At 71.6% G+C, this 23,679-nt stretch carries 19 protein-coding genes; 11 read left to right on the top strand and 8 right to left on the bottom strand.

The genetic code is table 11. From position 1 onward, the window contains the following. Window positions 1-11: 11 nt before the first annotated feature. Complete coding sequence (locus FMP39_RS02485; protein ID WP_228557588.1) at window positions 12-428, bottom strand: hypothetical protein; 417 nt, start codon at window positions 426-428, stop codon at window positions 12-14. A gap of 63 nt (window positions 429-491) precedes the next feature. After that, window positions 492-1,919, bottom strand: a complete 1,428-nt coding sequence (locus FMP39_RS02480; protein WP_090490973.1) for a S8 family serine peptidase — start codon at window positions 1,917-1,919, stop codon at window positions 492-494. A 644-nt stretch (window positions 1,920-2,563) separates the two neighbouring features. On the opposite strand from FMP39_RS02480, the gene FMP39_RS02475 reads away from it, so the two are divergent. Together FMP39_RS02475 and FMP39_RS02470 are read left to right on the top strand one after the other, a co-directional pair. Beyond that, window positions 2,564-3,373, top strand: a complete 810-nt coding sequence (locus FMP39_RS02475; RefSeq protein ID WP_194858199.1) for a prolipoprotein diacylglyceryl transferase — start codon at window positions 2,564-2,566, stop codon at window positions 3,371-3,373. Window positions 3,374-3,488: 115 nt separating this feature from the next. Next, a complete protein-coding gene (locus FMP39_RS02470) occupies window positions 3,489-4,067 on the top strand; it encodes a class I SAM-dependent methyltransferase (protein WP_228557587.1) in 579 nt (192 codons plus the stop codon). A 16-nt stretch (window positions 4,068-4,083) separates the two neighbouring features. Here FMP39_RS02470 and FMP39_RS02465 read toward each other — a convergent pair whose 3' ends face one another. After that, window positions 4,084-5,049, bottom strand: a complete 966-nt coding sequence (locus FMP39_RS02465) for a sigma-70 family RNA polymerase sigma factor (protein WP_141588424.1) — start codon at window positions 5,047-5,049, stop codon at window positions 4,084-4,086. 3 nt (window positions 5,050-5,052) lie between these two features. Next, window positions 5,053-6,348, bottom strand: a complete 1,296-nt coding sequence (locus FMP39_RS02460) for an NAD(P)/FAD-dependent oxidoreductase (protein WP_141588423.1) — start codon at window positions 6,346-6,348, stop codon at window positions 5,053-5,055. Between the two features lie 295 nt (window positions 6,349-6,643). Here FMP39_RS02460 and FMP39_RS02455 point away from each other — a divergent pair, with 295 nt between their 5' ends. Further along, window positions 6,644-7,588: an alpha/beta fold hydrolase gene (locus FMP39_RS02455; protein ID WP_141588422.1), complete on the top strand. Its 945-nt coding sequence runs from the start codon at window positions 6,644-6,646 to the stop codon at window positions 7,586-7,588. A 24-nt stretch (window positions 7,589-7,612) separates the two neighbouring features. On the opposite strand, the gene FMP39_RS02450 is transcribed toward FMP39_RS02455, so the two are convergent. Further along, complete coding sequence (locus FMP39_RS02450; protein WP_228557586.1) at window positions 7,613-8,527, bottom strand: DMT family transporter; 915 nt, start codon at window positions 8,525-8,527, stop codon at window positions 7,613-7,615. Between the two features lie 56 nt (window positions 8,528-8,583). Further along, window positions 8,584-8,865: a rhodanese-like domain-containing protein gene (locus FMP39_RS02445; RefSeq protein WP_141588420.1), complete on the bottom strand. Its 282-nt coding sequence runs from the start codon at window positions 8,863-8,865 to the stop codon at window positions 8,584-8,586. An 87-nt stretch (window positions 8,866-8,952) separates the two neighbouring features. Between FMP39_RS02445 and FMP39_RS02440 the strand changes: the two genes are divergently transcribed. Further along, window positions 8,953-9,468 carry a GreA/GreB family elongation factor gene (locus FMP39_RS02440; RefSeq protein WP_090490981.1) on the top strand — a complete coding sequence of 172 codons (516 nt, stop codon included), beginning with the start codon at window positions 8,953-8,955 and terminating at the stop codon, window positions 9,466-9,468. Window positions 9,469-9,538: 70 nt separating this feature from the next. Continuing rightward, window positions 9,539-12,055 carry an ATP-binding protein gene (locus FMP39_RS02435; RefSeq protein ID WP_228557585.1) on the top strand — a complete coding sequence of 839 codons (2,517 nt, stop codon included), beginning with the start codon at window positions 9,539-9,541 and terminating at the stop codon, window positions 12,053-12,055. A gap of 4 nt (window positions 12,056-12,059) precedes the next feature. On the opposite strand, the gene FMP39_RS02430 is transcribed toward FMP39_RS02435, so the two are convergent. Then, window positions 12,060-13,784, bottom strand: a complete 1,725-nt coding sequence (locus FMP39_RS02430; RefSeq protein WP_228557584.1) for a GAF domain-containing sensor histidine kinase — start codon at window positions 13,782-13,784, stop codon at window positions 12,060-12,062. A 232-nt stretch (window positions 13,785-14,016) separates the two neighbouring features. Between FMP39_RS02430 and FMP39_RS02425 the strand changes: the two genes are divergently transcribed. The 3 genes from FMP39_RS02425 to FMP39_RS02415 all read left to right on the top strand — a co-directional run bounded on the left by FMP39_RS02425 (window position 14,017) and on the right by FMP39_RS02415 (window position 19,538). Further along, window positions 14,017-16,875: a PAS domain S-box protein gene (locus tag FMP39_RS02425; RefSeq protein ID WP_194858198.1), complete on the top strand. Its 2,859-nt coding sequence runs from the start codon at window positions 14,017-14,019 to the stop codon at window positions 16,873-16,875. A 113-nt stretch (window positions 16,876-16,988) separates the two neighbouring features. Beyond that, window positions 16,989-18,416 carry a VWA domain-containing protein gene (locus FMP39_RS02420; RefSeq protein ID WP_141588417.1) on the top strand — a complete coding sequence of 476 codons (1,428 nt, stop codon included), beginning with the start codon at window positions 16,989-16,991 and terminating at the stop codon, window positions 18,414-18,416. A gap of 18 nt (window positions 18,417-18,434) precedes the next feature. Then, window positions 18,435-19,538 (top strand): hypothetical protein, encoded by a 1,104-nt coding sequence (locus FMP39_RS02415; protein ID WP_141588416.1) that lies wholly within the window; start codon window positions 18,435-18,437, stop codon window positions 19,536-19,538. 8 nt (window positions 19,539-19,546) lie between these two features. On the opposite strand, the gene FMP39_RS02410 is transcribed toward FMP39_RS02415, so the two are convergent. Further along, entirely contained in the window at window positions 19,547-19,801 is a 255-nt protein-coding gene (locus FMP39_RS02410) for a hypothetical protein (protein ID WP_228557583.1), read from the bottom strand. 370 nt (window positions 19,802-20,171) lie between these two features. Here FMP39_RS02410 and FMP39_RS02405 point away from each other — a divergent pair, with 370 nt between their 5' ends. The 3 genes from FMP39_RS02405 (at window position 20,172) to FMP39_RS02395 (ending at window position 23,661) form a co-directional block, all read left to right on the top strand. Further along, entirely contained in the window at window positions 20,172-20,987 is an 816-nt protein-coding gene (locus FMP39_RS02405; protein ID WP_141588414.1) for a sterol desaturase family protein, read from the top strand. Window positions 20,988-21,136: 149 nt separating this feature from the next. Continuing rightward, complete coding sequence (locus FMP39_RS02400) at window positions 21,137-21,532, top strand: BlaI/MecI/CopY family transcriptional regulator (protein ID WP_026113917.1); 396 nt, start codon at window positions 21,137-21,139, stop codon at window positions 21,530-21,532. Further along, window positions 21,529-23,661 (top strand): M56 family metallopeptidase, encoded by a 2,133-nt coding sequence (locus tag FMP39_RS02395; protein ID WP_141588413.1) that lies wholly within the window; start codon window positions 21,529-21,531, stop codon window positions 23,659-23,661. Before FMP39_RS02400 ends, FMP39_RS02395 begins: the two co-directional genes overlap by 4 nt. Window positions 23,662-23,679: the final 18 nt, after the last annotated feature.

Here is a 23,679-nt window from a genome sequence, read left to right as displayed (position 1 = left end):
GGCACCCACCGCTAGATGAGGTCGAGGGGCATCATCGTGCCCGCTTCGAACTCCGGGGCACGGCGCAGCTGGTCCAGCACCCGCGGCGCGCAGCGCAGGTGGAGCATGGGCATGGAGCCCGGCTCGCTCACCGAGCGCACCGCGCCCAGGAGATGGTGTGCCTCCAGCCAGCGCATGAGGCTCTGGTGGAACTGCGCGCTTTCGGCCAGACCGGCCTGGTGCACTTCCGCGCGAGAGCGGACGGGCGGCCGTGGAGACGTGCGTCTACGCGACGCCGCCGCCGGCTCCTCGCGGGGCATCACCGTCACGTCAATCCAGTCGGGCTGCGTCTCCGCACCCGCGGCGCCCGGCAATGGGCGCACGCGCGCGGACAGACCCGGGACGCCGCCGACCCGGACGTCCCCCCACTCGCCATTTTTCCTGCTCATGGCCCTCATCCTCTCCCGGGTCCGGCGCTCCCATGGCGCCGACCCCGGCTTCAACCACCACCGTCACCTGAATACGGCCAGGCCCTTGCCTGTCTTGTGCGTTCCCGACCGAGGGAGCTTCACCGCATTCGACAGGATCAAATCCCTCACCTCGAGCGCCGTCAAGTCAGGGGCACGGCAACGGTACAGCGCCGCGATACCCGCTACATAAGGCGCTGCCATGCTCGTGCCACTCATTCGCTCGTAGAACGCCTGGTTGTTACAACGACGCTCCGTGCTGGAATAGACATTCACCCCATACCCCATGATGTCCGGCACGACGCGCCTACCCACGGTGCCACTCGCGGAGAATGTGGCCACGTTACGCTCGAAGTCGACCGCGCCGACAGCCAGTGATTCTGGAAAGGCGGCTGGATAACCAACCGTGTCGGGTCCACTGTTACCTGCCGCCACAACCGGCAGGACATTGCTGTCGAGCAGGCGACGAATCATCGTCTGCAGCGCGCGCAGGTTGAGGTTGTAGTCCGCCTCCGAGATGCCGGGCGGCGGCATCAGCGGGAAGCCGAGCGACAGGTTGACCACCGCGGGCCGCGTCGAGTTCTCCGGGCGGCTGAACTGGTGCAGCAGCCACTCCATACCCGCGGCCACGCGGCCCAGGCTGGTGCGGATGGTCTCCGATTCGATGACGGACGCGACGTAGAGGTCCACCTCCGGGGCGACGCCGTGGTGCACACCCGCGGCAATGCCGCACACGTGCGTACCGTGGCCGTCCGGGTCGAAGCCGCGGATGTCACGCGCCGGGTTGTGCGGCGAGTTGGGGAACAGCGACACGTAGCGGAACTGGATGACGCGCGCCGCGTGCTCGGGGTGGTCCGCGTCCACACCGGTGTCGAGGATGCCCAGCATGACGCCAGCGCCGCGAATGCCCTGGGCGTGGGCCAGGGGAACGCCGGACTCGTCGGGCCACTCGCGCTCGGCCAGCGAGGACATGCCCCGGTTGCGCGGTCCGGGTTGTCCCGCCGACACCGGGCCGGGGAAGGACAACGGGACGACATCGGGGATGAACTCGAAGTCGCGCTCCAGCGCGCCGCGGGCTTCCTTCTCCGTATGGTCTTCGTAGAAGTGCGCCATGGTGGCACCGATGAGCGGCATGTAGCGGTAGCTGCCGGGCTCCGCGCCGGTCTGCTCGGCCACCGTCGCGCCCGGCATGGGCGGCGTGGAGGAGTCCGCGCCGCGCGTGCCCGTGCGCGCCGACTTCGCGCCCTTGCCCTTCCGACGGCGCTCTTCCTGTCCACTGACGGGCGGACGCGCGCCGGGCAGCGTGGCCGACCGCAGTCCGAGCGCGAACAACGCGTCGGGCGCCTTGTTCGCCACCGCGAAGCGCAGCGCCGTCGTGCGCGACAGCACGCGCTCGCCCTGCTCCGTGCCGCGAGGCCCCACGCGCGCCTGCGTCTCGATGGACTCCTTTGGAACCAACAGGTAGGACTTCATGAGTTGTGTGCTCCTTGAACCACCGTGCTACGCCGGACGCATGAGGCGAGGTCATCCGGCATCAGGTCAGCACCCGTCGCGTGCGGAGCCTCGCGCGTGCGACAGGGGCAATGGGGCCGCGCCCGTGGCCGCGCGCCTCCGACAGGGGTGGCCCACCAGCGCGACCTCCGCGCCGCGTGCCTGTGGCGACGTCCCTCCGGGACCTCCGGCCCGGCGGGTGGAAGGGGTTGCCCGGGCGAAGGGTGGCGCGGCCAGGAGCACGCGCACGTCCGCAGCGCGTGCCTTCGCGCGCCCGGCCCGACGTGACAGTCTGCTCGCGGCGTCATGCCTGTCCCCCTTCCTCCTGAGAGGCCCTGCGTTCCTGTTCGATTGGACAGGAAGGGCCTGACAAAAAACCACGGATTTCCCGTAGTACACGCACGAATGGACTAATTCGGTTCTAACTGGCCTTGCGCGAACGTCCGGAAGTGGGAGTGATTCCCTCCCGGGTACGAGCGAGGTGCCCGGAGGCACACAGGAGCGGTGTCCTCCACCCGACCTCCCAGAAGACGAGGCCGGGAAAGACTCCGTTCCGACATTTGTTCGCCCACATCCCTCCGCCCGGATTAAGGGTGGGACGTTCGCATCCCCTGGAGCCGCCTGACGTGATTCCCTATTGGCACGCCCCCTCGATTGAGCTGGGGCCCCTGAAAATCGAGCCCTTCGGCATCCTCGTCGCGGTGGGCATCCTGCTGGCCGCTCGCCTGCTTGGCCGCAACGCCGAGCGCGAAGGCCTGAACCCGGAACCGCTCGCTGACTTCGCGCCCTGGGGCGTGGGTGTCGGCGTCGTCGTGGGCCACTGGGTGCACCTGTTTTTCTACCACCCGGAGGAGCTGTCCAAGAGCCCGTTCCAGATTTTGAAGGTCTGGGATGGCCTGTCCTCGTTCGGCGGCCTCCTGGGCGGCATCCTCGCCGCCGTCGTGTTCTTCAAGGTCCGCAAGCTGCGCTTCTCCGACTACGCGGACTCGTTCGCCCTGGGCGTGGCGCCGGGCTGGGCGGTGGCGCGGCTGGGCTGCTTCGCCGTGCATGACCACCCGGGCGTGCCCACGGACTTCTTCCTGGCGGTGGCCTTCCCCGGCGGTCCCCGGCACGACCTGGGCATGTACGACGCCATGGCGCTCTTCGCCATCAGCGGCGTGCTGTACGCCCTGCGCAACGCGGGGAAGTTGAAGGGGCGCCTGCTGCCGCTGCTGGCGGTGCTGTACGCGGTGTGCCGCTTCTTCTTCGACTTCCTGCGCGCCACGGACATGGCCTACGTGGACGCCCGCTACTTCGGACTGACGCCCGCGCAGTACGGCTGCATCGCGCTGGCGCTCTACGGCATCTGGGGCGTCCTGCGGCCGCAGGCGCCGGGCGCGGCCTCCTCGCCGCCGCCGTCGTCGCCGAAGAGTCCGGGAACGGTGGGCGCGCGGTAGGCTCGCAACGTCCGCTGCCCTTCTCGCGGCAGCCTGGCGTCTCATGGGCCCGGAGTTCCGGCGCATCCGCGGCGGGCTTCCGGGCCCGCGCGTTTCTGACGAGGAGGCTGCTTCCATGAAGGCACTCGCGTACGACGCAGTCATGACGCCCCTGGGCTGGCTGGGCCTCACCGCCGCCCGGCGCAAGCTGGTGCGCGGCCTGTCCGGCCACGTGCTGGAGGTGGGCACCGGCACCGGCCTGGCGTTGCCCGGCTACCCGGACACCGTCACCGCCGTCACCGCCATCGACGTGGACGAAGCGGCGCTCGCGCGCGCCCAGCGACGGCGGCCCGACGCGCGGCTGCTGTACGCCAGCGTGGAGTCCCTGCCCTTCCCCGCCGCCTCCTTCGACGCCGTGGTGTCCAGCCTCGTCTTCTGCAGCGTGGAGGCCCCGGCGCGGGCGCTGGCGGAGATTTTCCGGGTCCTGCGCCCGGGCGGCGCACTGCGCATGTTGGAGCACGTGCGCGCGCCCTCGCCAGCGCTGGCCACCGTGCAGGACTTGCTCACCCCCGCCTGGATGCGGGTGAGCGGCGGGTGCCGGCTGGACCGGGAGACGTTCGACCTGGTGCGGCGCGCGGGCTTCGACATCGAGCGGCGCGTGCAGCGGCTCCAGGGCGTGAGCGAGCTCATCATCGCCCGGCGCCCGGCGAGCTGACGCGCCGCCGGAGCGCTCAGGCGGGCACGGGCATGCGCAGCCCGGCGAGCTTGCGGTCCGTGAGGATGGAGTGGACCTGTGTGATTCGCCCGTCCGCCCCCAGCTCCACGCGGACCACCATCTGGGTGCCCGCCTGCGGGTCACGCTGGGGCGGAGGAAACACGGCCACCACCGCCGGCAGGCCGTTGAGCATCCGCAGCTCCACGGCGGAGGGCGCCCCCCGCATCTCCATCAGCCGCTGGTAGAGCAGCAGCACGCGCGACAGTCCAAGCACGGGCACGCGCGCGGCGCGGTACTGGCCACCGCCGTCCGACAGCGCGCACACGTCGCTGGCGAGCAGCGCCTCCGCCGCCGCCACGTCCCCCGTCAGCAGCGCGCCCAGGAAGCCCTCCAGCGCGGCGCGGGCGCGCGCCTGGAGCTCCCGCGTCGGCAGGCAGCGGGCGCGGTCGTACGCCGCCATCGCCGCCCGCGCGCGGTGGTGCACCACCTTCACGTTGGACTCGCGCAGGTTCAGCGCCTCGGCCACCTCGCGCACCGAGTAGTCGAACACGTCTCGCAGCAGCAGCACCGCCCGCTGCTTGGGAGACAGCACCTCCAGCGCGAGCAGGAAGGCGAAGGAGACACTCTCCAGCAGCGCGTAGCGACCCTCCGTGGAGCCGCCTCCTGGCAGCCGCGCCTCCACGCCTGGGGGCGGCAGTTCCTCCGCTCCCGTGTCCAGCGGCGAGGGCAGCCAGGGGCCCACGTAGGCCTCGCGCTTGCGCCGCCGCAACGTGTCCCGGGCCAGGTTCACCGCCACCCGCGTCAGCCAGGGGCGCAGCGCCTCCGTTCGCGGGGGCGGCGAGGCCAGGGCGCGCGCGAAGGTCTCCTGCACCAGGTCCTCCGCGTCCGCCGACACACCCGTCATGCGGTAGCAGAGCCCCCACAGGAAGCGCTCGTGCTCGCGCACGGCCTGCGCCAGTCCTTCGCGCGCGGAGCGGTCCATGCGTCAGCGCCCCACTGCCCGGCGTGACGCCACCTGCTGGCCCGGGGCGAGCGCGCGCGCCACCGACTCCGCGCTGGCGAAGGATGCCTCCGCGAGCAAGCCCTCCGGCCCCACCCAATCTCCCACGCGGTACAACCCAGGCACGTGCGGCACCTCCACCGAGGGGCGTCCGCCCAGGCCCCCCGTCTGCGCCGTCGGCAGCCAATGCGACACCAGCAGGGAGGGCCGGTAACGGCGCGCCACCACGGACGTCCGCCAGCCGGGTTGCAGTGCATCCATCACTTCCTCCAAGCGGGCCTCGCTCGCCTCCGGGCCCCTGCCGCCCAGGTATTGCATCACATGCACCATCGCGCCGCCTTCCGGCGCCAGCTTCGCCACCGCGGAGTGCACCGACGCGTACCAGGGGCCATCCGTACCGAGCGCGAACAGCGCGTCCGGACGGGGCAACCGGGACAGCCCCAGCTCCAGCGTGGCCGCCTTCACCGGCACGGCGCGGGCCGCGTCGTGCGCCAGGAGCGCGTCAGCGGGCAGCAGCGTCGCGATGTCTCCCGGCCCGCCCGCCACCACCACCGCGTCCGCCGCGTGCTCCGTCCCATCCGCGAGCCGCACGCCACGAACGCGCGGGCCCGCATCCGCCAGCAGGACCGCGCTCACCCGCGCGGAGAGCTCCAGCCGCGTGCCCGCATCGCGCGCGCGGGTCTCCAACTCGGAGACAAGCGTGCTCCACCCGCCGTCCACGTAGAGCACGGCCGGCTTCCCCTGGAGCTGGGCGACGGCGGACTGGGCGCTCATCGCGTCCACGTCCGCGCAGTAGGTCGTCACCCGCACCAGCGCCAGGATGAAGGCGCGGGCGTCCGCGTTCGTCAGGTGCTGCTCCACCCAGTCGCGCGTGGTGATGTTCGCCAGCGGCGTCAGGTCCACGCGTCCCAGCCCCGCGAGCAGCTTCGCGAGCTCCAGCTTCCCCGGCAGCCCCAGCGCGTCCGTGGTCAGGATGGAGACCAGCCCTCGCGGCATCGTGTGCAGGCGTCCGCCACTCAGCAGATACGAGCCCGCGCCGGGCATGCCACCCGCGGGCTTCACGCCCAGCTCGCCAAGCACGCGCATCCCCGCGCCCCCCTGGTACAGCGCGTGGGCCCCGAGGTTGAAGCGGAAGCCCTCCACGTCCGACGTCTGTCCCCGGCCTCCCAGGTGCTTCGAGCGCTCGAAGAGCGTCACCGCGCAACCGCCCCGTGCCAGCAACGCCGCCGCCGACAGGCCACCCAGTCCTCCGCCGATGACCGCCACTCGAGGTGCCTTCATGTGCCGTCCTCCACCGAAATGGCCCGGTGAAACGCCGGGCCTTCAGCGACACCACGAAGGCGGCGGCCGAAAGGTTACGCGGGCCTGTGTTGCACGGCCGTGACAGACGCGCCGCCCGCGCGAGAACCTTCCGTCCACGGTGCGTTTTGAGCGGGTTCCCGCTGCCTCTCAGCTCGGGAAAACGGGTGCGCACCAACCCCGCAAGTCACCTACAGCGAGGCAATGTCAGAGGTAGCCGTAGACTTCTCGATGAACCGGCGGACTTTCCCGCCGGAGAGCCTCGAGGCATTCACGCATGAGAAAGCTCCTCGCCGCCCTGCTCGCTCTTCCCGTTCTCGCCGCCTGTGGTCCCGCGCCGGAGTCCGACTCGAATGACCTGCGGCTGGCACCCGAGGGCGCCGAGGTGGCCTCCACCGAGCAGGAGCTGTTCGGCACGCCCCGTGAGCGCTCCGTCCGCCTGCGCACCGGCGTGACGCTGCGCTACGTGGAGCAGGGGCTGCCGCTGGGCCCCGCGGTGGTGTTCCTCCACGGCTTTTCGGATTCCCACCACACGTGGGACCTGAACCTGCGCACCTTCCCGCGCAACTACCACGTCTACGTGCTGGACCAGCGCGGCCACGGGGATTCGACGCGACCGGCGTGCTGCTACACGCAGCTGTCCTTCGCCGCGGACGTGGACGCCTTCCTGGAAGCGGTGGGCGAGCGCAGCGCCATCCTCGTCGGCCACTCCATGGGCAGCTTCATCGCGCAGCAGGTGGCGTTGGACTTCCCGCGACGCGTGAAGGGACTGGTGCTGGCCGGCTCGGCGCCCACCGTCTCCGGCAACCCGGTGGCGGTGGAGCTGAAGTCCATCGTGGACACGTTCGAGGACACGGTGGATCCGGAGTTCATCCGCGCGTTCCAGGAGAGCACCTTCGCGCGCCCTGTCCCGGCGTCGTACATCAACACGCTGGTGTCGGAGAGCAGCAAGGTGCCCGCGCGCGTGTGGCAGGACGCGCTGGACGGCCTGCTCGCGGAGGACCACGCGGCGCGGCTGAACCACATCCGCGTGCCGGTGCTCGTCATTGGCGGAGACCAGGACGGCTTCTTCCCCGTCGCGGACCAGCAGGCGCTGGTGGACGCCCTGCCGGACGCCGAGTTCAAGCTGTACCCGAACACCGGCCACGCGCCCCACGCGGAGCAGCCGCGGCGCTTCAACCAGGACGTGCACCGCTTCCTGCGCGAAGTGACGCGCTGGTAGGAGGAAGGAGTCGCGTGCCCGGGACTAACCGGGCACCGCCCCCGGAGCACCGCCTCCCGCGGGCGGCTCCGGGGAGGCGCGGGGCACATCGGCGCGGGCCAGCATCACCGCGGCCCCAAGGATGAGAACGCCTCCCAGGACCTGACGCGGGGTGAGCCGCTCATCCAGGAAGAGCGCCCCCAGCACCACCGCCGTCAGGGGCTCCAGGTTGGACACCAGCGACGTGTTCACCGGGCCAATGCGCTGGATGCCCACGAAGAAGAGGAGCACCGCGGCCACCGTGGCCACCAGCGCCAACCCCACCACCGCGGCCCAGCCCGTGACGGAGCCGGGAAAGGCTGGGCCACGCACCAGCATGGCCACGCCGAAGGAGAAGCCCGCCGAGCAGAGGATGACGGTGCTGGAGGCCAGCGGCCCCGACCGGCCGGACACCCGGCCGCTGGCGACGACATAGACGGTGTAGAACAGCGCGGACAGCAGGCCCAGCAGCACGCCCGGCAGCGTGGCGCCGCCCTGGGACAGGTCGGCTGTCAGCACCGTGCCGCCCACCGACAGGACCACCGCCAGCCACTTCACCCGGCCCAGGTGCTCCTTGAAGACGACACGCTGCACCAGCGCCACCAGCGCGGGGAAGGAGTACAGCAGCAGGGCCACCAGCCCCGCGGGTGCGTGCTGCAGGGCGAAGAAGTAGGCCCCGGACTGGCTGAAGTACCCGGCGGCGCCCAGCAACATCAGGACGACCAGCACCCCGCCCCGCGGCCACCGCTGGCGGCGCAGCACCATGACGCTGGCGAGCACCGCCCCCGCGATGGAGAAGCGAAGGAAGAGCAGCGTGGCCACGTCCGTGCCCGCCGCATAGGCCAGGCGGCCAAAGAGGCCCAGCGCGCCGAAACACACGCCCGACAACGCCACGATGAGGAAGCCAGCCGTGCGGCTCATGGCCGGAGGGCGAACCCTGCTCCAACCGGGCGCCCGTGTCACCTGCCCCCGGTTGGCTACCAGTTCTTCACGGACTTGAGGTCGAAGACGTCCGGGAAGCCGTTGGCGCGCAGCAACTGCGCGGCCTGGGCACTGCGGCCACCCGCGGCGCAGTACACCACCACGGGCGTGCCGGCCGGGCCCACCTCGGCCAGCCGGCGGGGCAGCTCCTGCACGGGGATGTTCCGGGCGGGCTCGGGGTGCCCCTCCTGGAATTCCTGTGGCGTGCGCACATCCAGCAGCACCGCGCCTTCGGCGACGAGCTGCCGGGCCTTCTCCGAGAGTTCCTGAGGTGTCATGCCCCACACTCTAAGCCCGAGCGGGCGGGGGGCGACTGGCCGAAAACTGGAGGTGTCCGCCATGGACGCTACAGTTCTGTACCACCCATGCGACTCGACAAGCATGCACTCCTGGGCCAGCTCGCGGACCGGCTCCAGCAGAGCGACCGGCTGGCCCACCGCGCCGAGGCGGAGGCCCGCGAGGCCGCCCGCAGCCTGGCCACGGAGTCCGAGAAGAAAGAGGACGGCCGCGCCGCCCTGGAGTTCGGAAGCCTCGCCACCGGACAGGCCCAGCGGGCCCGCCGGGTCCAGGAAGAACTCCAGGCGCTGACGAAGTTCGGTCAGGCGGAGTTCCCACGTTTCCCCCGGCAGGGGCCGGTGGCGCTGGGCGCCATCGTGGACGTCAGCACGGAGGACGAGGAGGGCTTCTCCGAGCGGACCTTCTTCGTCCTGCCCGCGGGCGCCGGCACCGAGCTGACGGGGCCGGGCGGTGACGGCTTCCTGTCCGTCATCACCCCCGCCTCCCCCGTGGGCCGCGCCCTCATGGGCCGAAAGGCGGGAGATACCGTGGAAGTGATGCTCGCGGGCGAGGTCCGTGAGTGGACGGTGCTCGAGGTCGCGTGATGTCGAGCCTTCGACGAAAGCCCGGGGGGCACTAGCACCCATGGCGCCCGTCGCGCGTGAATCCGCAAAGATGTCTTCTTCGCCTTCACCGCAAATCCAGGCGCTGCCCCCACCGGCCCACCTGCCGCTCACCTGGCCCGCCGCCGTCGTGGGCCTGATGTTCGGCGTGCTGATGACCTACGTCCCGTACGAGTTCCGGGTGGCCTCCTTCCGGCCGCTCTACCCGTATGTGCGCATGCTGGGCCTCACGTACCTGACGGGAAGCATCATGCTGATGGGCGCGCTGCTGTACCCGCGCGCGCCGCGCTGGCTGGACGTCACGGGGCGCCTGCTGCTGGGCGCGGCCATGGCGCTGTACTGGTGGGTGCTCAACGTCCTGCCGGGCAGCTTCACGGGCATCATCCTCTACCCGGTGCTCTTCGGCGGCGTGGTGCTGGAGGCCTGGCCCGCCATGCGCCAGCGGCCCGTGCTGCGCACCTTCGCGGCGCTCACCGGCGCGGCGTTCGGCGTGGCCATGCTGGTGGTGCCCGAGCGCTTCCCGCTCTCCGTCTACGCCCACCTCGCGCCCCTTCGGCCCCTGGTGGGCCTGCTCTTCGCCGTGTGCGGCGTGGGCCTGCTGCTGCCTGCCCACCGGCTCCACCGCCGGCTGCCGGCCCTGCTCATGGGCGGGCTGGCGGTGCCCTTCGCCCTGCTCGCGTACGCGCTGGGCCGGGGTGCTTCATGGCTGGGCGCCAGCGTGTATGCGGTGCTCACCCTGGCCTGTATCGCGCAGGCCCTGGACTGGCGGCCGCGCGCGCCTCGCACGGTGGGGTGGAAGCTGCTGCGCGGGCTGGCCTTCGCGGGGCTGGTGCCGCTGCTGGCGCTGGGCGGGCTGGCGGCATACCTGGCGCAGAACGCGATTGAACAGCAGGTGCGCGACGACACGCAGCGCGCCGCCGCGGGTGAGGCCGACTTCCTGCGGCGCTACCTGGACGACGCGGGCGAGTCCCTGGCGCTGATGCTGGAGTCCCCGGGCTTCCGCGCCGCCTTCGCCGCGGCCGCGCCGGAGCGGCTGGAGCCCTACCTGGTCAACCTGGCGGCCCAGGAGCGCGCCTTCGACGCGGCGCTCGCGGTGGACACCCAGGGCCACATCCTGGCCGCGTCTCCCAGCGTGGAGGGGTGGAACCTGGAGCCGCGCGACTTCCTGCCCTCGGGCTTCATTCGGGGCGCCGAGGTGTCCCCGCCCTTCATCCGTCCGCCCGGCCAGCCCCTGGTCGCGGTGACGCAGCCCTTCCGCGAGGACGGCGAGGTGCGGGGCATGCTGGTGGGCCTGCTGTCCCTGGAGCGCCTGAGCCAGGCCACCACGCCCGCGTCGCGGCGCTTCCGCGTGCAGGTGTTGGACCGGCGCGGCCTCAAGGTGCTGCGCGACACCGCGCCCGGCGCGCCGCTGCTGGGCGAAGCCCACCTGCCGGACGCGCTCAGCCTGGAGCTGCTGCGTCCCGGCATCGGCGTGCTGGAGGCCTTCGACGCGGCGGACCGCCGCATGCTCGCCGCCGAGGCCCCCGTGGAAGGCACGGAGTGGAACGTGCTGGTGACGCAGGAGCTGGTGGTGGCCTACGCGGCGATTACGCGCATGAGCGCCGCGGTGGTGGGGCTGGTGCTGCTGGGTGTCCTCATGGCCCTGCTGCTGTCGCAGCTCGTTGCCCGCGACGTCATCCGCCGCCTGGACCACCTGCGCTCCGCCACCGCCGCGCTGACCGCGGGCGACTGGTCACAGCGCGTGGACGTGGAGGAGGACGACGAGCTGGGCGAGCTGGCCCGCGGCTTCAACGAGATGGCGGCCCGCACGGGCGCCACGCAGACGGAGCTGAAGGAGGCGGTGCGCGCGCGCGAGGAGTTCCTCAGCGTGGCCAGCCACGAGCTGCGCACGCCGCTCACCCCGCTCAAGGGCTTCGCCGCGCTCACCCTCCAGCGGTTGGAGAAGAGCGGGGACTTCCCGGAGCGCGAGCGGCTGCTCAAGGCGCTGCGCTCCATGGCCCGGCAGACGGAGCGGCTGACGCGGCTGGTGGATGACCTGCTGGACACCGCGCGCATCCAGGGCGGGCGGCTGGAGCTGGAGCGCAAGCACCTGGACCTGGTCCCCCTGCTGCGCGAGGTGCTGGAGCGCTTCGAGCTGCGCACCGAGTCCGGCGTCACCTTCGCGCTGGACGTCCCCGCCCACCCGGTGGAGGGCGACTGGGACGCGCTGCGGCTGGAGCAGGTGCTCACCAATCTGGTCAGCAACGCCGTGCGCTATTCGCCCCACGGCGGCGCGGTGCGCATGTCATTGGAGGCCGCGGAGACGCACGTGCTGCTGAGCGTGCGCGACGAGGGCATCGGCATCCCTCCGGAGAACGTGGCGGACCTGTTCCGGCCCTTCGCGCGCGCGTCCAACGCCCAGGCGCGCCACTTCGGCGGACTGGGGCTGGGCCTCTTCATCTGCCGCGAAATCGTGGAGCGCCACGGCGGCGCCATCTGGGCGGAGAGCCCGGGACCCCAGCGCGGCAGCAGCTTCCACGTGCGGCTGCCCCGCCACGCCGAGCCCGCGGCCTCCGCGAGCGCGGCCTAGCGCGTCAGGACGACGACGGCTCCGGCGCGCCGTGCGCCGTCAGCCACTCCTCGGGGATGTCGCCGCGCGGCAGCTCCAGCACGAAGAGGGAGCCCTGCCCCGGCTCGCTGGTGGCGCGCACCGTGCCGCCGAAGGCCTCCACAATCTGCCGGGTGATGTAGAGCCCCAGGCCCAGGCCGCCGTAGTGCCGGTCACTCACCGCACGCTCGAAGCGCTCGAAGATGCGCGGCAAATCCTCCGCGGAGATGCCGATGCCGCCGTCGCGCACCGTCAGGCGGGCGGTGAGCCCCTCCGCCTCCACCACCACGCGCACGGGGTGGCCCGCGCCGTACTTCAGCGCGTTGGACAGCAGGTTGGTCACCACCTGCTCCAGCCGCAGCCGGTCCCACCGGCCCATGACGGGCACCGGCGCGTGCAGCTCCAGCTCACACTTCAGCTGCGAGGCGGAGGGCGCGAAGCGGTAGAGGATTTCCGCCGCCACGCTGGCCAGGTCCATCTCCTCCACTTCCAGCCGCAGGCGGCCCGCGGTGATTCGCGACACGTCGAGCAGGTTGTCCACCAGGCTCGTCAGCTTGCGCACCTGCCGCTGCACCACCTCCAGTGTCTCCGACACGCGCTCGGCGGACACCGGCTGGTGGTGGGCCGCCATCCCATCCACCTGCCTCTGCAGCAATTGCACCTTGAGGTGCAGCGGCGTCAGCGGTGTCTTCAGCTCGTGGCTGGCGATTCCCAGGAACTCGTCGCGCAGGCGCACCGCCTCGCGCGCCTCCTGGAGGAGCTGCGCGTTGTCCACGGAGAGCGCGGTGCGGCGGGCCACCTCCTCCGCCAGCCGCACCTCCTCCGCGCTGAAGTCACGGGCTTCATCCGCGCGGAAGAGGGCCAGCGTGCCGATGACGCGCTCGCGCGCCACCAGCGGCACGCCCAGGTAGCAGCGCAGGCCCAGCCCCCGCAGCAGCCGCGCGTGCTCCGCGTCCCGCGCGGCGGCATCCACGTGGGCCTCCGTCACCCGCAACCGCTCCGACTGGCCGGTGCCGAACAACGGCAGCACGCGCTCGGGCGGCAGCGGGTAGCGGCGCAGCATCTCCTCCAGCAGGCCATGGCGCTCCGGCTCGGCGTGCAGCGCCGTCACCGGGCGCGGCGGCCCGCCGGGAAGGCCCAGGTACAGCACCGCCGCGTCCGCGAGCGCGGGCACCAGCAAGCGGAGCAGCCGCGGCGCGGCCTCATCGTCGAACGCGGCGCCCAGCAGCGCACCGGCCTCCGCCAGCAGCCGCGCCGAGCCCACCGCGTCCAGCCCCACGGCCGAGGCCACTTCACAGGCGCGCAGCAGCGCTCCAGCCGTCGAGCCCGCGTCGTGCTCCAGCGGCACCGCGGAGGCGCGCAGCAGGACGTGCGTCCCATCCGGCCGGCGCACCCGCCAGCGGGCCTCCGCCACCCACTCGCCCGTGAGCGCGCGCGCCAGGGGCGGCACCTCCACCGACATGGACGCATCCTCCGCACGCGTCCATACACAACCGGGCAACCAACCCTGCTCGGCGCGTTCGGGCCGGCTCATGCGGAACTGACGCCCGGCCTCCATGTTGAAAGCGAGCACACGCCCGGTGACATCCACCAACACGAGCGCCTCGCCCGCCTGCTCGAGCAGCAACCGGAGGACGCCCTCCTTCAGCAGGGCGTCCGCCTCTTCGGAGTCCAGATGCGTCATCGAAAGCGGGGCGCTTCCAGAGGCCATGAGGGACTTCCCGCGAGCAGAGGCAACATGGAGGCATGTCTCCTTCCCCGGACGAAGGGCAGCCTCCGTGTTTCCACAGAACAGCAGAAGGGGCGCCGTCCCCATCCCGCGCCTGCCAGGGTCATCGAAGCCCCCTTGCTTGCCTGCCCGGAAATCCAGATTCTCTGTCCCTTTGTAGCGCATCCGGGTGACCTTGCGTCCACCCGCGCGGCCCACTTTCTCGAGTTCCATCATGCAGAAGCCGCACTCCACGCCTGACTGGACCTCCAACGAGCACCGTTACCGAGGCGTCATCGACAGCCTGCGGGAAGTGGTGTTCCAGACAGACCTGGCGGGAACGTGGACCTTCCTCAACCCGGCCTGGACGGACATCACCGGCTTCAGCGTGGAGGAGAGCCTGGGCCGCTCCTTCTCGGAGTTCCTCCATCCGGATGACCGGGAGCGCGACCCGGAGCCGCTCCAGAAGCTGTTCGCGGGGGAAGTGGAGTTCGTGCGCCATGAGATGCGCTACCTCACGCGCGACGGGAGCTACCGCTGGGTGGAGGTGTTCGCCCGGCTGATGCACGACGACGACGGCGGCATCCTGGGCACCGCGGGCACGCTCAACGACTTCACCGAGCGCAAGGCGGCGGACGGCGCGCTGGCGCGGCGCGAGCGCTACCTCACCGCGCTGGTGGACATGCAGCAGCGGCTGCTGGCCACGCAGGATGGCGGCGACCTCTACGGGCCCGCGCTGGCGCCGCTGGGCCACGCGTCGGGCGCCAGCCGCGTCTACGTGTTCGAGCTGCACCGGGCGCAGGACGGCGCCATCCTGAGCAGCCAGCGCGCGGAGTGGTGCGCGCCCGGCGTGAAGCCCGAAATAGACAACCCGGACCTCCAGAACGTTCCCATGGAGCCCGCGCTGCGGCGCTGGACGGAGACGCTGTCGCGGGGCGACGTCATCGAGGGCCTGGTGGAGAGCTTCCCCGCGTCGGAGCGGGAGCTGCTGGACCCGCAGAGCATCCTGTCCCTGCTGGTGCTGCCCCTGCGCGTGCGCGGCGTGCTGACGGGGTTCGTGGGCTTCGACAACACCGCGGAGGCGCGGCGGTGGGACCGGCTGGAGGTGGACCTGCTGTCGGCGGCGGCGGGCGCCATCTCCATGGCGCTGGAGCGGCGCGAATCAGAGCGGGCGCTGCGCGAGCGCGAGCGGCGCTTCCGTCAGCTCGCGGAGAACGCGTCGGACGTCCTCTACGTGTACCGGCGCGAGGCCCCGCGCGGCTTCGCCTACGTCAGCCGCGTGGCCCACACCAAGCTGGGCTACGGGCCGGTGGCGCACTACGCGGACGCGGAGCTGTGGTACCGGCGCGTGCACGAGGAGGACCGCGCGCTGATGGAGCAGTTGCTGGAAGCGCCGGAGCCCTTCCAGGGCGCGCCGGTGGTGGTGCGCTTCCTCCACCCCGACGGGCGGACGCTGTGGCTGGAGCACGTGGTGGCACCGGTGACGGACGCCTCCGGACGCATGGTGGCGGTGGAGGGCCTGGCGCGCGACATCACCGAGCGCCGGCAGGCGGAAGAAGCCCTGCGGTTGTCGGAGGCGAGCTTCCGCGCGCTGCTGGAGGGCGTGCCGGACGCGGCGGCCATCGAACGGGACAACCAGATTGTCTACGCCAACGCGGCGCTGGTGGCCACGCTGGGCTTCGAGCGCGCGGACCAGTTGGTGGGCCGCCCCCTCACGGAGTTCGTACGGGACATGCGCAGCCCGGACGCGGTGCGGGCCGGCGCGCTCACCGGCGAGCGGCGGCTGGTGCGCAGGGACGGGCGCACCCGCGTGGCGGAGGTGGTGTCGTTGCCGCTGCGCTTCGACGGCCAGCCCGCGGTGGTCTCCATTGCCCGCGACGTGACTGAGCAGCGCCAGCTCCAGGCGCGGCTGACGCTGGCGGACCGGCTGGCGTCGGTGGGCACACTGGCCGCGGGCATCGCGCACGAAATCAACAACCCGCTGGCCTTCGTGCTGTCCAACCTGGGCTTCCTGTCCGACGAGTTCAGCCGCAGCCTGCCGCCCGGGGACGGCGCGGCGGCGCTCCAGGCGCGGCTCAAGGGCGAGCCGGACCTGGGTGAATGGCAGGAGGTGCTGCAAGAGGCCTGTGAAGGCGCCGAGCGCGTGCGGCAGATTGTCCGCCAGCTCAAGACGTTCTCCCGGCCGGACGAGGAGCGCGTGTCGCCGCTGGACGTGCACGCGGTGCTGGAGTCGGTGGCGATGATGGCGGCCAACGAAATCCGCCACCGCGCGCAGCTTCGGCGCGACTACGGCGACATCCCGCCCGTCATGGCCAACGAGGGCAAGCTCAGCCAGGTGTTCCTCAACCTCGTGGTGAACGCGGCGCAGGCCATTCCGGAGGGCGCCGCGCACCGGCACGAAATCCGGCTGGCCACGCGGGTGGACGGCGCCGGGCGCGTGGTGGTGGAGGTGGCGGACACGGGCGTGGGCATCGCGCGTGAGGTCATCGACCGCATCTTCGACCCCTTCTTCACCACCAAGCCGGTGGGCGTGGGCACGGGGCTGGGCCTGTCCATCTGCCACAGCATCATCAGCGGGCTGGGCGGCGACATCACCGTGGACAGCGAGCCGGAGCGAGGCACCCTCTTCCGGGTGGTGCTGCCCACGCCGGAGACGGTGGAGCGCGCGAAGCCCTCGGAGCCTGATTCGCGACAAGCACCGCGCGCGCCGCGCGGCCGGGTGCTGGTGGTGGATGACGAGCCCGCGGTGGGCCGGGTGTTGCAGCGCATCCTCCGCGAACACCAGGTGGACGTGGCGTGCAGCGGGCGCCAGGCGCTGGAGCTGCTGGAGCGCGGGCTGAAACCAGACGCGGTGCTGTGCGACGTGATGATGCCGGACCTGACGGGGCGCGACGTGTACGAGGCCGTGCGGCGCCAGTACGCGGGGCTGGAGCACCGCTTCGTGTTCGTCTCCGGTGGCGCGTTCACCTCGGGCGCGCGGGACTTCCTGGCCAGCATCCCCAACCTGATGCTGGAGAAGCCCTTCGACGAAGCCCGTGTCCGCGGCGTGGTGGAGGAGCTCGTCCGGCAGCGACTGCCGGCGCACGACGCCTGAGCCCGTGAGCGGAGGTCGTATCGGGCAACGGGTGGACCCTCCTCCTGGTGACCGATGCGGCCTCGGGTGACTCCAGGCGAGTGTGCCGCATCCCTCCAACCTCGAGGCCCTGAATGAACCGCTCACTGCTGCTGGTCGCCGCGACGGGAGTGCTCGCCGTGGGCGCGCTCCTGCTGGGCACGCCGCCCGGACCGCCGCCTCCCGCCGTCACGGACACCAGCCACACGGTGCGGCGCCCGGAGGACCCGCCCGCCACGCGGACGCTGACGCTGGTGACGTCCAAGCCGGAGGACGGCGCCCTGAACATGGCGGGCAAGCTGTCCGGCGCGTACGTGCAGACGGGGCCCAGCGAGGCCTTCGCGTGGCTGGAGCTGAAGGCGCGCCCGGCGGAGACCGGCCAGCGGGTGCCCGTCAGCCTGGCGCTGGTGCTGGACCGCTCCGGCTCCATGAACGGCCAGAAGCTGGCCGACGCCCGGCGCGCCGCCACGGAGCTGGTGCAGCGCCTGACGCCCGAGGACCGCCTCGCCTTCATCGACTACGGCACCGACGTGCGGGTGCAGCCCAGTCAGCGGATGACGGAAGAAGCGCGCGCGGAGCTGCTGACCCTCATCTCCGGGCTACAGGATGACGGCAGCACCAACATCAGCGGCGCGCTCGACGCCGCGGCCAACGCCCTGCGGCCCCACATGCGCGAGTACCGCGTCAGCCGCGCCATCCTGCTGAGCGACGGCCAGCCCACCACGGGCCTCCTGTCCGAAGCGGGCCTGCTGGACCAGGTCCACCGGCTGCGCCGCGACGGCATCACCGTCAGCGCGCTGGGCGTGGGCCGGGACTACCAGGAGACGCTGATGCGCGGCATGGCCGAGCAGGGGGGCGGCTTTTCCGGCTTCATCGACGACTCGGCGCGGCTGGCGGAGGTCTTCTCCCGCGAGTTGGACCAGGCGACCAGCACCGTGGCGCGAATGGTGGAGCTGCGGCTGGACGTCCCGCCCGAGGTGCGGCACGTGGAGGTCATGGGCATGGCGTCCTTCCGCGAGGGCAACGTGCTGAAGGTGCCGCTGTACGACATGGCCAGCGCCCAGACGGTGCGCATCATGGCGAAGCTGACGCTGAACACCCCGCGGACCGCCGGCGCGCTCGCACTGGTGAACGCCCGGGTGCACTACGTCGACGTGGCGCGTGACCTGCCGGCGGAGACAGCGCTGCAGCTCACCGCGGAGGTGACGAGCAACCTGGAGCTCGTGCGCGAGCACCTGGACAAGGAGGTGCGCGTCCACGCGACCCGGGCGTTGGGCACCCAGCACATGGTAGCCGCCGCGGAGGAGATGAAGCGCGGCAACAAGGCGAAGGCCCGTAGCCTGCTGGACAACGCCCGGACCATTTTCGGCTCCTCCGCGGACGCGCTGTCCGGGGAGCTTGCGGACGTGAACCGCTCCCAGGCAGCCTTGGCGGGCGCGTCCAGCGCGGAGGAGGCGCAGGCCGAGTCGCGCAACCTCCTCAAGAAGTCCATCAAGAACTTCGGCCAGAACAATACGTACTAGCAGCAGGACGGTGAACCCATGGCCCTCTCCGTGCAGTACTTCCACCGCGAGGAGTTCGAGACCCGCACGCTTCGCGCGTTGGGAGGTGCCGCCTGCATGGGCCTGGTCGCGGGGGCCGTCCCGGACCTGCACCTGACACCGGAGTACCTCGCCATCGTGGCCGCGGCGCAGGCGTGCGTGAAGCCCACCGGGGTCCACCCCCTGGCGCTGCGCCTGGCGCTGACGGTGCTGCCGGCCCTGCCCTACTTCTTCCGGGCCCCGGAGCCGTTGCCTGTGAGCCTCGCGGGCGCGCTCGCCGCGGCGCTGGTCGCCTGGCTGGGCCATGGACGGGAGCAGCCAGGACAACCCTCCGCGGTGGCCACCAGCGCCGCCGCCGCGGGCGTGCTCGTCCCGCTGGGCCTCTACGTCCAACAGGTGCTGGAGGCGCGCTTCCTGGGGAGCGACGGCCTGCTGTCGGCGCTGGTGGGCTTCCTCGTCGTGGGCCTCTTCTGGAGCATCGGCACGCTGCCGGCCAACCTCCGCGTGGAGCTGGACGCGGTGGAGGCGAGGGGCCGCCAGTTGCAGGACGCGCTCAAGGGCGACTCGCACACCCTGGCCACGCGGGCCCTGGCCCTCTACCGCCAGTGCAAGGACGTGGTGACGAAGATGCCTCCCAGCACCGGGCGCACGGAGCTGCTGGGCGTGCTGGAGAAGATGACGGGCGACAGCTTCTCTCTGGCGGAGGTCCACTTCGGGCTGGAGGCGCAGCTCGGCTCCGTGGTGGCCAACGACGTGGACGCCCAGGTGCGCGAGCTGCGAGCGCGCGCCGCCGCCACGCAGGACGCGGTGGCCCGCCGGCAGTTGGAGCTGGCCGCGTCCTCGCTGGGTGAGGAGCTCAACCACCTGGACGTGCTGGCCCGCCGCAAGGAGCGGCTGCTGGCCCAGCTCCACGCACAGGTGGCGCTGCTGGAGCGGGCCCGGGTCTCCTTCATCGGAGTGCAGGGCAACGAGCTGGGTGCCAAGGGCGCGCAGGCCGCGGACCTGGCGCGCAAGCTGAAGCAACTGGGAGAGCCCTCCTCCAGCGCGGGGTCCGACGACATCGCCCCCGTGGCCGCGCCGAACCCCACGCGCGTCGCCCCCTGAACGACGCGCTACTTCTTCCGGGACGCCCGGGTGGCGCGCTTGCGCCGCGGCGGGGGCGTGTGGCTCACCGGCGGCGCGTGCAGTTGATCCGCGATGCGCTGCTCAATGGCCTCGCGGGTGCTGCGGGCCTGGACCAGCGCCGCCTCGATTTCCTCACGCACGCGCGCCGCCTGCTCCTCCGCCGTGGCCCGGTACTCGGACGCCGTGCGGCGCAGGGCGATGCTGCCTCGGTCGGACCCGGCATTCCGTTCATTAGTGCGCACGGCCTTGGGAGTCGGTGTCCTGCGCCTGCGGACCTTCGTCCTGGGTGTCTGCTGTCCTTCGTGCTCCGCCATCCGCGCCTCCCGGAAAGTCATCCTGGCCTCCAGGAAAGTGGGCTGCTATCGGACGCGAAGGAAGCCCGTGCCTGGGCCGGCTTCTGGGCAGGCAGGCAACACACCGCCTGTTCATTCAGCAGGGTTGCTTCTCACCTGCTCCAGGAAAACGCTATGGGGCGCCCTTCAGGATGCGGCAATTTGAAGGGCCCCTGGTACTGACAGCACCGCCGTAAGCCCCGTGGCCGGCGGGTACGGCGCGCACACACTCCTGCTTCGTCTGCCTCCATGGGGGGCAGCGGCTCCCTGCGAGGATACCGTGGCAGTCAGCGCACCCTTTTCGTTCCTGAAGAACCGCAAGCACAACCTGGACCGGATGACGCTGGGCGACCTCATCTACTCGTTCTTCACCTACTACGCGGTGGTGGCCTACATCACCGTGGGCATCATCAGCCTGGTCCTGGCCGTGAAGTGGTTCGAGAACCCGCTGCGCATGCTGCTGGCGATGCTCGCCGCGAGCGTGGCGTTCCCCTTCGGCTGGTACCTGGTGCACAAGCACATCCTGCACAGCCGCTTCCTCTACAAGTCACCGCTCACCGCGGCGACGTGGAAGCGCATCCACTTCGACCACCACCAGGACCCGAACGACCTGCGCGTGCTCTTCGGCGCGTTGGCCAACGTGCTCCCCACCGTGGGCGGCGTGATTGCCCCCATTGGCTATCTCATTGGCGGCAAGGCGGGCGCCGCCGCCGCGCTGGGCTGGGCCATGGTGATTACGTGCTTCTATGAGTTCTGCCACTGCATCCAGCACCTGAACTACACGCCCAAGTCCCAGTTCCTGAAGGACATCAAGCGGCTGCACCTGTCGCACCACTTCCACAACGAGCAGGGCAACTACGGCATCACCAACTACTTCTGGGACCGCCTCTTCGGGACCTTCTACGAGAAGTCGGGTGACAAGCCCAAGAGCCCCACCGTCTTCAACCTGGGCTACACGGCCGAGGAGGCCCAGCGGTATCCCTGGGTGGACCGGCTCTCCGGCGGCACCCGCGGTGACGGCCACCCCCGCCGCTTCTGGGAGAACCAGGCCTCCGCCCAGACGCCGCCGGAGCCCGCGACGCGACAGGAGAGCTGACGGCCAGGCACCCGCCTGAATCCCCAAGCCCCCTCCCTCACCCAGAGGCAGGGGGCTTTTGACGGACCGCAACTACGAAGGGCTTCGTTGACATCTACGAATCCGTTCGTAATATGCGTCCAGGCAATCGAGTCATGGAAGGAAGCGTCATGAGTGAGACGAAGCTGCCGCGTCCCACGGATGGGGAGTTGGCCATCCTGCGGGTGCTCTGGGCGCGTGGCGACAGCACGGTGCGCGAGGTGCACGAAGCCCTCACCCGAGATGAGCCGGAGGGCACCGGGTACACGACGGTGTTGAAGCTGATGCAAATCATGACGGAGAAGGGGTTGGTGGAGCGTGACGAGTCCCAGCGCGCGCACGTGTACCGGCCCCGGGCCACGGAGCAGCGCACCCAGCGGCAGCTGGTGACGGACCTGGTGGACCGCGCCTTCGGTGGCTCTCCGGCGCGGCTGGCGATGCAGGCCTTGTCGTCGAAGAAGACGCGTCCCGAGGAGCTGGCGGAGCTGCGCCGGCTGCTCGACACCCTGGAAGGAGGCGAGGAATGAGCCGGCTGCTGATGGAGTCCCTGGGGTGGGCGCTGCTGCACTCGCTCTGGCAGGGCACGCTGGTGGCGCTGACGCTGGCGGTGGCGCTCATCACGGTGGGGCGGCGGGCGGCGCATGCGCGTTACGCGCTGGCCTGTGGAGCGCTGGTGCTCGCGCTCGCGTTGCCGGTGGCCTCCGGGTGGAAGCACTTCCACGGCGCGCCCGCGCGAGTGGCGGTGGACACCTCCGTGCCGCGCGCGCAATCCCTGCCCTCTGCGCTGGGAGCGCTGCGCCTGGAGGAGACAGTGACGCAGGCGGCGCGGCCCGCCTGGCGAGTGGCGCCCGTCGCGGCGTCGCCCGCATGGATTGACGCGGACATGGCCGAGGACGGCGCCGCGAGCGGCTTCGAGAGCACGCTGCTGACGGGCCTGGGCTCTTTCCTGGTCATGGCCGGCCTGCTGCTGCAACGCGCGCTGTCCCAGGTGGAAGCGCACCTGCACTGGCTGGTGTTGGCGTGGGTGGCGGGCGTGGGCCTGTGCTCGGGGCGGATGGCGGCGGAGTGGATGAAGCTGCGCCGGCTGGCGGACCGGGCCCTGCCCGCGCCCGAGGCGTGGCAGGAGCGGCTGGACGCCCTGTCGCGGCGCCTGGGCCTGCGCCGCGCGGTGCGGCTGCTCCAGTCCTCCGACGTGGACGTGCCCGCCGCGGTGGGCTGGCTGTCGCCCGTGGTGCTCCTGCCCGTATCCACCCTGGCGGGCCTTCCTGCTCGGCAGTTGGAGATGGTGCTAGCCCATGAGCTGGCCCACATCCGCCGTCATGACTTCGCGGTGAACCTGGCGCAGGTGCTGGTGGAGACGCTGCTCTTCTTCCACCCGGCGGTCCGCTGGATTTCCCACGTCATCCGCGTCGAGCGGGAGCACTGCTGTGACGACGTCGCGGTGGCCGCCAGCGGCAACTCCGTCTCCTACGCCCGGGCGCTGACGGCGCTCGAGACGCTCCGCGTGCTGCCGGGAGCGCCGAGCCCCGCCATGTCCGCGCTGGGCGGCTCGTTGCCGGAGCGCGTGCGGCGGCTCATCACCCTGCCCACGTCGCGCTGCGCCTCGCGCTGGGCGGCGGGCGCCTCCGTGCTCACCCTGGTCAGCAGCCTGGCCGTGGCCGCGCCGCTGACGTCGCTCCTGCTGGGACAGACGGACACCGCGCCGCAGCCGGGCGACGAGCCCGTCCTCATCCAGCCTCCGCCCATCCCGGCGCTCTCGCTCGCCCCGCCGATGCCGCCCGCGCCCACACCCGCGGCACCGCCCGCGCCCCCGGCGCCTCCCGCTCCTCCGGCCAGTGTCGCGGCCGTGGCGGTCCAGTCAGCCCCGGGCCCCACCCCGCCACCTGCGCCTCCCGCGCGGAGCCTGGGTTCGCGTGCCCAGCGTGAGTTGGACCAGCAGACGCGAGTCGGCGCGGGGCAGCAGCTCTCCGTGGCGCAGCTCATCGCGCTCAAGAACGCGGGCGTCACCCCGGAGCGCGTGCAGCAACTGACGGCCCTGGGCTACACGCCGACCGTCTCCAACCTCGTGAGGATGAGCCACGCCGGCATCACCCCCGACTACGTCCAGGACATGAACACGCGCTTCGGCCGGAAGCTGGAAGCGAAGGAACTGACGCGCCTGCGGCACCTGGGCGTCACGCCCGAGTACATCCAGTCCCTCAAGTCCGCGGGCTTCAACGTCGATGACCCGAAGGCCCTGTCCCACGCGCGCGCCGTGGGCGTGGACGAGGACTTCGTCCGTGGCATCAAGGACGCTGGCTACGCCGGCATGTCGCTGGAGGAGCTCGCCCACCTGCGCGCCGTGGGCGTGAACCCCGAGTACATCCGGGAGATGAACAAGCACGGCCTGTCGAAGCTGAAGGCCCGGGAGCTGATGCAGCTTCGCGCCGTGGGCGTAGACCCGGGCTGGCTCGCCGGCATTCGCAAGGCGGGCGTGCAGACGATGGATACGAAGGAGCTCCAGCGGCTGCGCGCCACCGGCGTGGACGCCCACTTCCTGGGTGAGCTCCACGACGCAGGCCTGAAGGACCTCTCCGTCGACGAACTGGTGCGGCTGCGCACCGGCGGCGTGGACGCGGACTTCATCCGGAAGATGCGCGGCACCGGCTCGAAGTAAGCCGTTCGTCCCGCGCCC

Source organism: Myxococcus sp. AB056 (genome assembly GCF_006547365.1).
Classification (GTDB): Bacteria; Myxococcota; Myxococcia; order Myxococcales; family Myxococcaceae; genus Myxococcus; species Myxococcus virescens.
This window is presented reverse-complemented; position numbering and strand designations above follow the sequence as displayed.

Bases quoted from the DNA above. Each gene is read 5' to 3' on its own strand.
- FMP39_RS02470 (WP_228557587.1), top strand. From the start codon at position 3,489: ATGAAGGCACTCGCGTACGACGCAGTCATGACGCCCCTGGGCTGGCTG.
- FMP39_RS02445 (WP_141588420.1), bottom strand. From the start codon at position 8,865: ATGACACCTCAGGAACTCTCGGAGAAGGCCCGGCAGCTCGTCGCCGAA.
- FMP39_RS02435 (WP_228557585.1), top strand. From the start codon at position 9,539: ATGTCTTCTTCGCCTTCACCGCAAATCCAGGCGCTGCCCCCACCGGCC.
- FMP39_RS02395 (WP_141588413.1), top strand. From the start codon at position 21,529: ATGAGCCGGCTGCTGATGGAGTCCCTGGGGTGGGCGCTGCTGCACTCG.
- FMP39_RS02415 (WP_141588416.1), top strand. From the start codon at position 18,435: ATGGCCCTCTCCGTGCAGTACTTCCACCGCGAGGAGTTCGAGACCCGC.
- FMP39_RS02420 (WP_141588417.1), top strand. From the start codon at position 16,989: ATGAACCGCTCACTGCTGCTGGTCGCCGCGACGGGAGTGCTCGCCGTG.
- FMP39_RS02485 (WP_228557588.1), bottom strand. From the start codon at position 428: ATGAGCAGGAAAAATGGCGAGTGGGGGGACGTCCGGGTCGGCGGCGTC.
- FMP39_RS02400 (WP_026113917.1), top strand. From the start codon at position 21,137: ATGAGTGAGACGAAGCTGCCGCGTCCCACGGATGGGGAGTTGGCCATC.
- FMP39_RS02455 (WP_141588422.1), top strand. From the start codon at position 6,644: ATGAGAAAGCTCCTCGCCGCCCTGCTCGCTCTTCCCGTTCTCGCCGCC.
- FMP39_RS02440 (WP_090490981.1), top strand. From the start codon at position 8,953: ATGCGACTCGACAAGCATGCACTCCTGGGCCAGCTCGCGGACCGGCTC.
- FMP39_RS02450 (WP_228557586.1), bottom strand. From the start codon at position 8,527: ATGAGCCGCACGGCTGGCTTCCTCATCGTGGCGTTGTCGGGCGTGTGT.
- FMP39_RS02460 (WP_141588423.1), bottom strand. From the start codon at position 6,348: ATGAAGGCACCTCGAGTGGCGGTCATCGGCGGAGGACTGGGTGGCCTG.
- FMP39_RS02430 (WP_228557584.1), bottom strand. From the start codon at position 13,784: ATGGCCTCTGGAAGCGCCCCGCTTTCGATGACGCATCTGGACTCCGAA.
- FMP39_RS02480 (WP_090490973.1), bottom strand. From the start codon at position 1,919: ATGAAGTCCTACCTGTTGGTTCCAAAGGAGTCCATCGAGACGCAGGCG.
- FMP39_RS02465 (WP_141588424.1), bottom strand. From the start codon at position 5,049: ATGGACCGCTCCGCGCGCGAAGGACTGGCGCAGGCCGTGCGCGAGCAC.
- FMP39_RS02425 (WP_194858198.1), top strand. From the start codon at position 14,017: ATGCAGAAGCCGCACTCCACGCCTGACTGGACCTCCAACGAGCACCGT.